The organism is Amycolatopsis sp. NBC_00348 (assembly GCF_036114655.1).
Taxonomy (GTDB): Bacteria; Actinomycetota; Actinomycetes; order Mycobacteriales; family Pseudonocardiaceae; genus Amycolatopsis.
Genome location: NZ_CP107994.1, coordinates 6986510 through 6999474 on the forward strand (window position 1 = coordinate 6986510; position 12965 = coordinate 6999474).

Below are 12965 nucleotides of genomic sequence, written 5' to 3' on the forward strand. Positions count from 1 at the left end.
AGAGGGTCGGCTCGCGTGCTCAGCCGCGCATCTCGCGTGATTGGGCGCGTGACTCGCGTGATTGGGCGCGTGACTCGCGTGATTGAGCGCGCATCTCGGTCAGTGGAGCATTACTGGTGGGGTCAGTTCCTCGCCTTCCGGGACTGCCGGGGCGGTTGGGCGGGACTTCGGGAGGAAGAGTGCCGGGATCACGCAGAGGACCACCAGGACCAGGGACCAGACGAACGTCGTCGAGAAGGCGTCCGCGGCCAGGCCGGTGGCCGCTTCGTGGGTGGCCGGGTTCATGATCGCCGCCGTGGCCGCCAGCTGGCCCTGGGCCGTCGGGACGCCGAACTTGCCCGCCAGCAGGGCCGCCAGGATCGTCGCCATCACCGCCGAGCCGATCGCGCCCGCGGTCTGCTGGACGATGTTCGTGGCCGTGGACGCGCGGGCCATGTCCTTGGGCTGCAACGTCTGCAGCGCGGACGTCGTGATCGGCATCATCGTGCAGCCCATGCCCAGGCCCATCACGAACAGCGCCGACAGCAGCACCAAGTACGGCGTGGTCGCGGTGACCTGGGTCAGCATCGCCATCGAGCCGACCAGCAGCACCATGCCCGGCAGCACGATCTTGCGCACCCCGACCTTGTCGGCGAGCCGGCCGGCGATCGGCATCGTGATCATCGCGCCGAAGCCCTGCGGGGCCAGCAGCAGCCCGGCGTGCAGCGTCGTTTCGCCGCGCACCAGCAGGAAGTACGTCGGCAGCAGCATCATCCCGCCGAGGAACGCGACGAAGAACAGCGACATCGTCACCATCGCCGAGGTGAACGCGCGGTTCTTGAACAGCCGCAGGTCGACCAGCGGATTGGCCACGCGCAGCGCGCGCAGCACGAACGCCACCAGCAGCGCCAGGCCGCCCAGCGCCGGCAGCCAGACCTCGACGGCCGTGACGCCGCCCGCGGACGGGATCTTCGAGACGCCGAAGATCAGCGCGGCGAGCCCCGGCGACACCATCAGCATGCCCGCGAAGTCGAAGCGGGACGCCGCCTCCGGTTCGTCCTTCGGCAGCAGCCGCCACGACAGCAGCAGCGTGACGACGCCGATCGGCACGTTGATGAAGAAGATCCAGCGCCAGCTCACGGCGTCGACCAGCCAGCCGCCGAGGATCGGGCCGCCGATCGGGCCCAGCAGCATCGGCACGCCCAGCACCGCCATCACGCGGCCGATCCGCTGTGGACCCGCCGCGCGGGTCAGGATCGTCATGCCGCAGGGCATCAGCATGCCGCCGCCGAAGCCCTGCAGGACGCGGAATCCGATCAGCGTCTCGATGTTCCACGCCAGGCCCGCGAGCATCGAGCCGGCCAGGAACAGCACGATCGCGACCATGTAGAGCCGCTTGGTGCCGAAGCGGTCCGACGCCCAGCCCGTGATCGGGATCACGGTGGCGAGCGCGAGCAGGTAGCCGGTGGCGACCCACTGGATGACGTCGAACGACGTCGAGAACTCGATCGTGAGCTTCTGCAGCGCCACGTTGACGACCGTGGTGTCGAGGATCGCCATGATGGCGCCCAGCACCACCACGGACGCGACCTTCAGCACCCCCGCGTCGAGCGCGTCACCCTGCGGCGCGGCGGCCGTACTTTGCGTTGACATCAGGAACAATTCCCCCAGGTAGTGGTTTCGTCCGCGAGACTACCGGGGGCCACCGACAAAAAACGTCTCAGCAGATGCTGTCGGTCGGAACCGGGTTCGCGAGCCCGAACAGCGGCCGCAGCTTCAGCCCGATCCAGGTGCCGCCGAGCGCGAAGACGCCCCACAGCCAGCCGTGCAGGCTGCCGGTGGAGATGCCGCCGAGGTACGCGCCGATGTTGCAGCCGCCCGCCATCCGCGCGCCGACGCCCATCATGATCCCGCCGAGGATCGCCGCGACCGCCGTGCGCCACGGGATCGAGCTGTGGATCTTCCACGCGCCCGCGGCCGCGGCGGCCACCGCCGCGCCGATCATGATCCCGACGTCGGTGAGGCTGTTCTTGTCCTTCCAGATCGGGCTGGCCAGCGACGTCGCGTTCGCCTTCTGCTGCCAGAACGCCCAGCTCTCCGGGTGCAGCCCGAACACCTGCAGGATCTTCGCGCCCCACAACGAGAACGCGCTGGTGACGCCCCAGATCCCGCCCGAGACCAGGAACACCGCGCCGGCCAGCACGCCGAGCACGAGCGCGCCGGCGAGCATCGGCCACGAGCCGCGGAAGACGCGCGCGAAACCACGCGCGGTCGGCACGGCGTCCACCGGCGGCGGCGTGCGGCGCTTCTGCACCGCGCGGGTGACCACCACGATCCCGGCGAGCACGGCGATGGTGATCGCCCACGAGCCGAACCAGCCGACGTGGTCGGCCAGCAGCACGCCCTTGAACTCCGGCCAGCCGCTCAGCACCGGGTACGCCCAGGTGTAGAGCACCGAGCCGGTGATGAACCCGCCCAGCGTCAGGACGATGGCCGACTGGCCCGACCCGACCGCGAACAGCGTGCCGGACGCGCACGCGCCACCGAGCTGCATGCCGATCGCGAAGAGCGTCGCGCCGACGAAGAGGGCGAGCCCGAGCGGGCTGGCCGTCGGCGCCGGCTTGCTGCCGAACAGCCCGCTGCCGGTGCCCGCGATCAGCGCGATGAGCGTCGCGGCCGTGCCGAGCAGGACGGTGTGGGCCCGCAGGCCCTGGCCGTTGCCGACGGCGATCAGCTGCCGCCACGCCGACGTGAAGCCGAACCGCGAGTGGAACAGCGCGAGCCCGAGACCGAGGCCGAGCAGCAGGAGGACGCCGAACTTGGCGCCGTAGGCCGCCCAGACGTACCAGGTCAGGCCCACCGCCAGGACGCCGGCGACGGCCAGCGGGACGCCGCGGACGGGTTCCTCCGGCCGCGGCACGGGCGCGGCGCAGGAGGTGGGGAACTCGAGGAACTTCTTGTCACCGACGGGGGATTCGGTCGTCGCCACCAGTACTCCAGGCTCGGATCGGCGGAGCAGGACGATCAAAGCTAGGACCGGGGCCGGGGCCGACGCAGCCCGTCGCACAGTGTGGGACGAATGGAGCAATCCAGTAGCCCCTGAACGCCGAGAAGGCCCCCTCGCCGAGGCGAAGGGGCCTTCTCCGGTCTTGCGGTGTTACTCGTTCGTCTTGACGCACATCGTCGTCGCCGGCTCCGGGTAGACCGCGACGCGCGTGGCGTCGGTCCCCTCGCAGACGCTCTGGTCGGCCTGGCCGCTGACGACCTTGACGAGCTCGCCGTCCTTCGACGGGTCGGAGCACGGGACCTTCTTGTAGCCCTGCGTCTTCGAGGTGAAGTTCGTCAGGCAGTCGCCCTGCTTGGCGTTGATCATCAGGCACAGCTTGTAGGAGCTGCGGCCGCTGACGGTGTAGGTGTCGTACGCCGCGTCGCTGCCGCCCGGGCAGGAGTCACTGGAGCTGTCCAGCTTCTTGGCGATCTTCACGTTCGCGCTCGGGTCGTTGCAGTCGGCCTTGCTCGGCTCGTCGCCACCCGAGGTGAACTCGGTGACCGACAGGCAGTCACCGGCGTTCGAGCTGGCCGGCGACGTGGCGAAGTTGATGATCGCCAGCGTGCCGCCGACGACCACGATCACCGCGACGATGGCGAGGCGGATCCAGAGCGCCTTCGACTTCTTCGGCGGGACCGGCGGCGCGGGCGGGTAACCGGGCTGGCCGGGCGGCGGACCGTACGGGCCGGGCTGACCCGGCGGCGGGCCGTACTGGCCGGGCTGACCCTGGACCGGCTGGCCCTGCGGCGGCGTGCCGTACTGCGGCTGGCCGTACTGCTGCTGCTGGCCGCCAGGAGGCGGCCCATAGGGATCGGGCTGACCCACCGGCTGCTGGCCCCCGGGGGCCGGAGGGGGAACGCTCACTGTGAACCTCACACATGTGAAAGAGAACTGACCGGCACATCAAACACGCAGGGTGATCAGCGTCCGCAGCGGGGTCCACGGATGAGACATTTACCGACAGAAAAGGCGCCCCGTCGATTACGGAGCGCCTTCACTGCAGGACGGTGAGCCAGCTTACTCGCGGAGGTACGACAGCAGTCGCAGGATCTCCAGGTACAGCCAGACCAGGGTGGTCATCAGGCCGAAGGCGACGTACCAGGCCCACTTCGACGGCATGCCCTCGCGGATCATCCGGTCCGCCTGGTCGAAGTCGAGCAGGAAGCTGAAGGCCGCGATGCCGATGCAGACGATGCTGAAGATGATGGCGATCGGGCCGCCGTCACGCAGCGGGTTGAAGCCGAAGGCCAGCGCACTGATCAGGTTGAACAGCATCAGGATCGCGACACCGACGACGGCGCCGACGATCCACTTGGTCAGCTTCGGCGTCACCTTGACCGCGCCGGTCTTGTAGACCACCAGCATGCCGATGAAGACACCCATGGTGCCGACGATCGCCTGCAGCGCGATGCCCGGGTAGATCACCTCGAACACGCCGCTCAGCGCGCCGAGGAACAGGCCTTCGGCGGCCGAGTAGACGAGCGTGAGCGGCGCGCTCGCCTTCTGTTTGAAAATGATCACCAGCGAGATGACGAGCCCGACGACCAGGCCGCCGAGCATCGCCCCGATGAGCGCGCCGGACAGCCGGCCGGTGTCGGCCAGCTGGTTCTGCGCCCAGATCGCCGTGACGATCCCGACGAGCAGCGTGGTGCCGAGGCTCATGCCCGTCTTGACGACGACGTCGTCGACTGTCATCGGGCGGTCGCCCTCGCCGGAGGAGACCTGTCCCGGGCCGTACCCGGGCACGCCGCCCTGGGGCTGGTTGAAGCCCACCGGGGGGCCGTACTGGCCGTGAGTCTGCGTTCCGCCCTTTGGCAGGTTGCGGAACGCCGGGTTGCTACTGGAACGCACCTGATCCTCCTGGATCTGCTGCTTTGTCAATCAAGCTGCGTGAATCAACGCTGCATCGGGTCCAACGACCGTCGGGGACGCGCGGTTCCCGTCGAGTAAAGACGACTTTACTCGACACCTGGTCAGCGGTCCTCGCGCACACCGTATGCGACCGACGTCACGACCGTTCGCCGACAGGCACCCGATGGACGCTAGACATCCCCAACCCGTTCGAGCGACTCTCACTTGGCGTGTTCGGATCTTCACCGAAAGCGCACCTGGGACTTGATCAAACGTGTGACCTGCGACGACACCCCGACGTCGGCGCGGGACCGTCGAAGGAGTCGAAACACCATGGGGTGGTCTGCACGCCCGCGCGCGGGTCGACGCGCGCTCACCGGCCTGGTCGCGGCCGCCCTGCTCGGCGCCCTCTCGGTGACGGTCGGGGCCCCGGCGGCGTCGGCGGCGTCCCAGGAGGGCATCGGCTACGAGGTCAAGCCCGGGCAGCCGATGAAACCGACGCCGAGCCGCAACTGGCTGGGCTCTTACATCGTCGGCGGGCAGCAGGTGTTCTGCGTGAGCTTCCAGCTCAAGGCCCCGAACACCGACGAGGAGTACAAGCCCGGCGACGAGCTGCTGACGAAGTGGGGCACGAAGCTGCCCGCGGACCAGGCGGCCAACATCTCCTACCTGCTGCTGCGCTACGGCGACACGAAGAAGCCCGAGGAAGCCGCGGCGCTCGCGCACCTGCTGCACTCCTGGACGGCGGCGCCGCGCTCGGCCGCCGACCTCGACCCGTCGCTGACCGCCGACAAGATCGGTTACGACGCGGACTTCCACCTGAGCAAGCTGCCCGCGGCCGCCGTCGCCGCCGTGAGCAGGCTGACGACCGAGGCCGAGACCAACCGCGGCCCGTGGACCGCGTCGGTCACGACGCCGAAGGACGACCAGCACGCCGGCACCGCCGGCGAGTGGACGGTGACGGTCAAGAACGCCAAGGGCAAGGGCGTCGCCGACGTCCCGGTGAAGCTGACGGCGACCGCCGCGACGCTCGGCGAACAGAAGGCCGCCACGGCCGCGGGCAACGCGAGCCCGCAGGCCGCGGCCAAGGACGTCACGGTCAACACCGGCGCGGACGGCACGGTGAAGGTCAAGCTGACGCCGACCGGGGACAAGCCCGAGCTGGCCGCGTCCCTCACCGCCCCCGCCGACCGGCCGTACGTGCGCGCGCCGGTCAACACCGGCGTCCAGCGGGTCGTCTCGACCGGCGGCGAGAAGGAACTGACCGCCCAGGGCGTCGTCAACGTCGCGAAGCCGGGCGTGGTGCAGGTGACCAAGGTCGACGCGAACAGCGGCAAGGGCGTCGGCGGCGCGGTCCTCCGGATCACCGGCGCGGACAAGACGTCGGCCGCCCTCGGCCAGGACGGCAAGCCGCTGACCGGCGCCGACGGCAAGCCCGCCGTCGTCACCACCGACGGGAAGACCGGCGGGGTCACCGTCGAGAACCTGCGGGCGCCGCAGGACATCTGCGTCGTCGAGGTCAGCCCGCCGCCGGGTTACACGAACGCGTACGACCCGCAGAACCCGCCGTCGGCCTGCGGGAAGATCGAGCCGGGCAAGACCCTCGCGCTGACCGTGTCCAACAAGCCGAACGAGGTGCCGCACGCCATCCCGGCGGGCGACCAGCCGGTCGCGCTGGCCCACGGCACGGTCGAGACGAGCTACTCGGGGCTGGGCGTGGCCGGGCTCGGCCTGCTCGCCCTGCTGGGTTCCGCGCTGGTCGGCTTCGCCGCTCGGCGGGCGTCGCGCGGGTAGCGGGATGACAGGCAAAGCCCGGCTGCTGGCCGGTTTCGCAGCGGGCGCGGTGACGGTGCTGGCGGTGCAGGTCGCCACCGGCGTGATCGACGCGCCGCCGTCGACGACCGTCGTCGCGGGGTCGGCGCTGCCCGCCCCCGCGGCCGGGCGGTCGCCGGGCGGGACGCCTGCGACTTCGAAGCCGCCTTCTTCTTCTGCGCAACCGCCGCCTCCTGCGCCGCCGACGACGACCGCGGCGGCTCCGGCGGCGGAGACCCCGCGGGTGCCCGCGCCGCAGCAGCCGGGCACCGTCCGGCTGCCCGGCGGCGGCACGGCGACGTTGGTGCGCAAGGAACTCGGGCCGGGCGCCGAGCTGCCGATCCCCGCCGACCTCGGCCAGGCGACCTGGTGGGGCGCCGAACTGGACGCGGCGGGCGGGGCGAGCGTGTTCGCCGGCCACGTCAACTGGCGCGGCGCGACCGGACCGTTCGCGGAGCTGTGGACCGACCGCATCGGCGGCCAGGTGTCCATTGTGGACGGCGCGGGCAAGACCTGGCGCTACACCGTCTCCCAGCTGGTCACCGTGCACAAGAACGACCTGGCCGCCCGCGCCGACGAGCTGTTCGGCCAGTCCGGCCCGCACCGGGTCGTCCTGGTCACCTGCGGCGGCCGCTGGGTCGGCGGTTCGGACGGCTACGAGGAGAACCGCGTCGTCATCGCGGACCCGGCCTAAGTTACTCGTGGGTAACATCACGTGGTGCCACGGTGGTCACTGACGCCCGGATGCAGCACAATGCCCAGGGGCAGGCAGCGTGTGCGGCGAGAGGTGAGGCGACGACGATGGCGACGTTCTTGGTGACCGGGGCGACCGGACTGATCGGGCGCCAGTTCACCCGGCTGCTGCTCTCCCGCCCCGACGACGACCGCGTGGCGCTGGTCGTGCGCGCCTCTTCGCGGGCCAAGCTGGCCGCGCTCGTCGACCAGTGGCCGCACTCCGACCGCGTCACGCTGGTCACCGGCGACCTCGGCGAACCGCTGCTCGGAGTGTCCGAAACGGACCGTGACGAGCTGCGCGGGCACGTCGACCACGTCGTGCACCTGGCCGCGCTCTACGACCTCACCGCCGACGACGAAGCCAGCGTCAAGGCCAATGTGGACGGCACGCGCGCCGTCGTCGACCTCGCCGCGGACCTGCGCGCCGGCTGCCTGAACCACGTCTCGTCGGTGGCCGTCGCGGGTGACCACGACGGCGTCTTCACCGAGGAGATGTTCGACGCCGGCCAGCGGCTGGTCACGCCGTACCACCGGACCAAGTTCGAGGCCGAGAAGATCGTCCGCGAGCAGGACAGCGTGCCGTGGCGGGTCTACCGGCCCGCCGTCGTCGTCGGCGACTCCGTCACCGGCGAGATGGACAAGGTCGACGGCCCGTACTACCTCTTCCCCGCGATCAGCCGCCTCGCCGGGCTGCCGGACCTGCCGATCTTCGGGCCCGACCTCGGCGACACGAACGTCGTCCCGGTCGACTACGTCGCCAAGGCGCTGCTGGAGCTGGTGATCCGCCCGGGCCTCGACGGCCAGGCCTTCCACCTGGTCAACCCCGAACCGCAGCCGGTCGTCTCGGTATACAACGCCTTCGCGAAGGCCGCGGGCGCCCCGACGATCACGGTGCAGCTCAACGAGCGCCTCTCGCGGGGCATCGTCGGGCTGGTCAAGCTGTCCGAGCACATCCCCGGCTTCACCATCGCGCGCGACGCCGTGCTCGAGCGCCTCGGCATCCCGCCGGTGCTGCTGGAGACGATGGCGTTCCCGTCGGTGTTCTCCTCGACCGCGACGCGCAAGGCCCTCGCCGGCCGCGTCGAGGTGCCGCCGCTGGAGGACTACGCGGCGACGCTGTGGCGCTACTGGCGCGAGCACCTCGACCCGTTCCGCGCGCGCAAGCACGGCCCGCGCGGCGAGCTCGACGGCCGGCGCGTGATCATCACCGGCGCGTCGTCGGGCATCGGCCGCGCGACGGCGCTGAAGGTCGCCGCGGCGGGCGGGATCCCGCTGCTCGTGGCGCGGCGCCAGCACGAGCTGGAAGAGGTGCGCGACGAGATCATCGCGGCCGGCGGCACGGCGTCGGTGTACCCGGCCGACCTGACCGACGAGGACTCGGTGCACAAGGCCGTCGACGCGATGCTCGCCGAGCACGGCCGGATCGACATGCTGGTCAACAACGCCGGCCGGTCGATCCGCCGGTCGATCAGGCTGTCCTACGACCGGATGCACGACTACGAGCGCGCGATGGCCATCAACTACTTCGGCGCCGTCCGGCTGATCCTCGCGGTGCTGCCGCACATGTCCGAGCGGAAGTTCGGGCACATCGTCAACGTGTCGTCGATCGGCGTGCAGGGCATCGCGCCGCGCTTCTCGGCGTATGCGGCGTCGAAGGCGGCACTCGACTACTTCTCGCGCATCGCGGCGACCGAGACGCACGGCGACGGGATCACCTTCACCACGATCCACATGCCGCTCGTGCGGACGCCGATGATCCGGCCGACGAAGATCTACGACGCGTTCCCGACGAAGTCGCCGGAGCAGGCCGCGGACATGGTGATGAAGGCGCTCCTCGAGCGGCCGAAGCACATCGGGACGCCGGCCGGGCAGGCGATCGGGCTGGCCTACACGCTCACGCCGGGCCTCACCGACGCCGTCGCGTACCAGGGTTTCCGGATCTTCCCGGATTCGACCGCGGCGGGCGGTTCGGGCGGGCTCAAGATCGGACGTGGCGAGAAACACCTCTCCCGCGCGGCGACCGCGCTGGCCCGGCTGTCCCGCGGCTTTCACTGGTGATCTTCCACTGGTGACTCTGCGTTTCCCGGGTACGGCCGTTCCGGCGACGCGCCGCCAAGGCCACGACACGTGTTGGTGATTTGTTAAGCCGGACGGCGGAAGCGCAGCGTGCCCGGGTACGGTCGGGCCCATGGTTCCTGAGCGCGAGAATGCCGCAAGCGCCCTCAACGGCCTGCTCCCCCTCCGTCGTGAGTACACCCAGGCCTGGCACGGCTTCGACCGGAACGAGGTGCGCCAGTACCTCGACCACGTCGAGGCGCAGCTGCGCCGGGTCGTCAGCGACCGTGACGCCGCGGTGGCGCAGACCGCCGCGGTCGCGCGCGAGCTGGAGTCCGTCCGGCAGCAGGTCGGGCAGCTCGAAGCGCGCGTCGAGGAGCTGAAGAAACCGCCGGAGCGGCTCGAGGACCTCGACGAGCGGATGCAGCGGACGGTCACGCTCGCGCAGGCCCGCGCGGACGAGATCGTCAAGCGCGCCGAAGCCGCCGCGGAGAAGACGTGGGCGGGCTCGACCGAGGCGTCGACGAAGCTGCGTGAGCGCTACACGCGGCTCGTCACGGAACTGGACAAGCAGGCCGATCTGCTCCATTCGGAGCACGAGAACGCGCTTTCCGAGACGCGCGCGGAGGTGCAGCGGCTCACCGTCGAGGCGGCCCAGCGGCGGGAACTGCTCGACAACGAGGCGGAGCGCAAGCGCCGCAAGCTCGAGCGCGAGTTCGAGGCGTCCCAGACGGCCCAGAAGGCGGCGCTGGAGAAGCACGTCGCCGACCAGCGCACGGCGAGCAAGAACCAGGCCGAGCGCCGGCTCGCGGAAGCGACGGCCGAGGCGAAGCGCCGGCTCGACGAGGCCACGGGCGAGGCCAAGCGCCGCCTCGACGAGGCCACGACCCAGGCCGCCCAGCGCACGACGGCGGCCAACCGCAAGGTCGAGCGGCTGGCGGAGATCCGCGAGCAAGCCCGCAAGAGCCTGGCGGCGGCGGAGGACATCCTCAACCGCAGCGAGACGCAGCTGGCGACCCTGCCGGAGGAGGCCGTGATCCCGCAGGCCTCCCGCCTGGTGGGCGGCGACTCCCCGGCCGAGTCCCCCACTACCCCGGCCGCACCGGTGGTCCCGGTGGTCCAGCCGACGCCGGCCAAGCCCTCAGGCGCGACGAAGGCATCGGCGCCGGTTCCGGTGAAGCAGGCACCCCCGGTGAAGCAGGCGCCTCCGGTGAAGCAGCCCCCGGCGGCGGCCAAGCAGGCCCCGGCGGCGGCGAAGCCGGGCAACAACGCCCCGGCGAAGCAGCACGGCCCGGCGACCAAGCCGGTGAACGGGAACGGGAATGGCGCCGCGAAGCCGCTGACGCCTGCGGCGGGCAAGCCCAGCTCCTGAAGTCTTGAAGTGCCGTGAAGGCCGCGCTGCCGAGGTCGGTGGCGCGGCCTTTCGGCTGCGCGGGCTTGGCCGGTATCGCAGCCTTGCGCCCCAGCCCCCGGTCGGTGACGCGGCCATCCTGCTGAGCTGCCTGGTTCACCCAGCGGCGCCTTCCCGCCTGAGCGGCAGCCGGTGGTGCAGCCACCGCTCCCAGACAGACGGCGCAGCCTCCGGCGGCGCAGCCCAAGCCGATTGCGCGGCCTGCCTACTGAGCAGCCCCAGCCACCAGCGCAGCTTCACACCCCACCGGCAGCCGGTGGCTGCGCCACCGGCCCCAGCCGAAGGTCCAGCCTCCGACTAGGCAACCCAAGCCGGTTGCGCTGGCCTTCCTCCTGAACAGCCCCGATCTCAAGCGCAGCCTCACGTCCAAGCCGCAGCCGATCACCGCCAGCGCAGCCCCAGCCGATTGCGCAGCCTTCCTCCTGAACAGCCCCAGTCGCCAGTGCAGTCTCACACCCAAGCCGCAGCCGATCGCGCAGCCTCCGGCTGCCCGTCGGTGGCGCACCCTCCGCCGGCGCAGCCAAGGCCGGTTGCGCGGCCTTTCACGGCCGGACAACCCTCGGCTCGATAGCGGCGCCTTCCCGCCTGAGCAGCCCCCGATTCCACGCTAACCGCGGGCACCGACAGTTCCGGGCCTCCGCGCATCGGGCGGCGCCGAACCATCCCCAAGCGGGACGGTTGGGGACAACACGGCTCAAGCGCCCAGCCCAGCTCCAGAAAGGCCGAGGTCAGCCGCGGGTGGTTCGGGGCCAGGGGTTCGCCGCCTCCAGCTGGGCTGCCAAGCCCAGTAGCAGTGACTCCCCTCCCTGCCTCGCCACCAGCTGGACCGACGTCGGCAGGCCCGACGTCGACGCCCTGCCCACCGGGACCGAGATCGCCGGGTAGCCCGCCAAGTTCCACAAGCCCGTGAAGCCCGCCAAGCGCAGCGACGGCACCACGTTCGACGCCCACCTGCGCTCGTGCCAGCGGGCCGCTTTCGCCGGCCAGTGGGACAGCGTCGGCGTCATCAGGACGTCGTGGTCCGCGAAGAACTCCTCCGCCCGCGCTACCCAGCGCTGCTTCGTGCGCTCGCGGATGAAGCCCGCCTTCTCGAACAGCTGCCCGAGGCGGACGTGCGTGCGGGTCCGGCGTTGCAGGCGGGAGAAGTCGAAGTCCTGGGCCTGCTCGGCCGGGCCGGCGCACCAGCGGGCCGAGATGCCCAACAGCGCCGTCACGGGATACTTCGGCGCGCCCGGCGCGATCGTGTGCCCGGCCGCCGCAAGCAGGTCCGCCGCCTGGGTGACTGCCGCGACCAGCTCGCGGGGTACCGGCGAGTGGAGGACCGGCACCGTCGTCGACGTCCCGATGCGCAGCGCGCCGGGCGGGGTGACTGTCGCCAGTGCAGGGTCCGCGGCCAGTACTGACAGCAGGACCGCCGCGTCGGCGACCGTCGTGGCCAGGGGGCCGTGCACCGACATGCCGAACCAGCCGCCCTCGGCCAGCCGGTCCGCGCCCGGCTTCAGGCCGACCAGTCCGCACATCGCCGCCGGGAGGCGGATCGAGCCCAGGCCGTCGGTGCCGTGGGCCAGCGGGACCAGGCCGGACGCCACCGCCGCCGCGCTGCCGCCGGAGGAGCCGCCCGCGGCGTACGTCGGTTCCCAGGGGTTGCGGGCGATGCCTTCCGGGGTGTCGCTCATCGGCCAGACGCACAGCTCCGGCACGCGCGCCAGCCCGACGAGCACCGCGCCGGCCGCGCGCAGCCGGGCCGCGATCACGCCGTCTTCGAGAGCCGCCGACGACGGACCTGCGACTGACCCGTGCGAAGCGAACTCGCCGGTGATGGCCGTGACGTCCTTGACCGCGACGGGCACCCCCGCCAGCGGCAGCGACGCCAGGTCGGGCCGCGCGGCGACCTCGGCGGCCTCCGCCAGCGCCTCCTCGACGCGCACCCGGCGGAACGCGCCGACCACGCCGTCGGTGGCGGCGATCCGGTCGAGGGCTTCCCTGGTCACCTGCACCGGATCGAGCGTCCCGGCCCGCACCGAGGCCGCGATCTCTGCTGCGGTCAACACCATGATCGCGACCCTAGGCGAA

At 71.4% G+C, this 12965-nt stretch carries 9 protein-coding genes; 4 read left to right on the top strand and 5 right to left on the bottom strand.

Annotation, left to right across the window (positions count from 1 at the left end; genetic code table 11):
• Window positions 1-99 precede the first annotated feature (99 nt).
• From OHS58_RS30455 to OHS58_RS30470, 4 genes are all read right to left on the bottom strand, one after another.
• Window positions 100-1632: a DHA2 family efflux MFS transporter permease subunit gene (locus OHS58_RS30455; protein ID WP_326944382.1), complete on the bottom strand. Its 1533-nt coding sequence runs from the start codon at window positions 1630-1632 to the stop codon at window positions 100-102.
• A 67-nt stretch (window positions 1633-1699) separates the two neighbouring features.
• Window positions 1700-2968, bottom strand: a complete 1269-nt coding sequence (locus OHS58_RS30460) for a YeeE/YedE family protein (RefSeq protein WP_328644800.1) — start codon at window positions 2966-2968, stop codon at window positions 1700-1702.
• A gap of 168 nt (window positions 2969-3136) precedes the next feature.
• A complete protein-coding gene (locus tag OHS58_RS30465) occupies window positions 3137-3892 on the bottom strand; it encodes an LppU/SCO3897 family protein (protein WP_328644801.1) in 756 nt (251 codons plus the stop codon).
• Window positions 3893-4045: 153 nt separating this feature from the next.
• On the bottom strand, window positions 4046-4879 hold the full coding sequence (locus OHS58_RS30470) for a Bax inhibitor-1/YccA family protein (RefSeq protein WP_326944385.1): 834 nt from the start codon (window positions 4877-4879) through the stop codon (window positions 4046-4048).
• Between the two features lie 333 nt (window positions 4880-5212).
• Between OHS58_RS30470 and OHS58_RS30475 the strand changes: the two genes are divergently transcribed.
• The 4 genes from OHS58_RS30475 to OHS58_RS30490 all read left to right on the top strand — a co-directional run bounded on the left by OHS58_RS30475 (window position 5213) and on the right by OHS58_RS30490 (window position 10853).
• Window positions 5213-6673, top strand: a complete 1461-nt coding sequence (locus OHS58_RS30475) for a hypothetical protein (protein WP_328644802.1) — start codon at window positions 5213-5215, stop codon at window positions 6671-6673.
• 4 nt (window positions 6674-6677) lie between these two features.
• Entirely contained in the window at window positions 6678-7385 is a 708-nt protein-coding gene (locus OHS58_RS30480; RefSeq protein WP_328644803.1) for a class F sortase, read from the top strand.
• A gap of 107 nt (window positions 7386-7492) precedes the next feature.
• Window positions 7493-9484, top strand: coding sequence for an SDR family oxidoreductase (locus OHS58_RS30485; RefSeq protein ID WP_247057745.1), 1992 nt, complete (start codon window positions 7493-7495; stop codon window positions 9482-9484).
• 130 nt (window positions 9485-9614) lie between these two features.
• Window positions 9615-10853, top strand: coding sequence for a cell division protein DivIVA (locus OHS58_RS30490; protein ID WP_328644804.1), 1239 nt, complete (start codon window positions 9615-9617; stop codon window positions 10851-10853).
• Window positions 10854-11620: 767 nt separating this feature from the next.
• Here OHS58_RS30490 and OHS58_RS30495 read toward each other — a convergent pair.
• Complete coding sequence (locus tag OHS58_RS30495) at window positions 11621-12946, bottom strand: amidase (protein WP_328644805.1); 1326 nt, start codon at window positions 12944-12946, stop codon at window positions 11621-11623.
• Window positions 12947-12965: the final 19 nt, after the last annotated feature.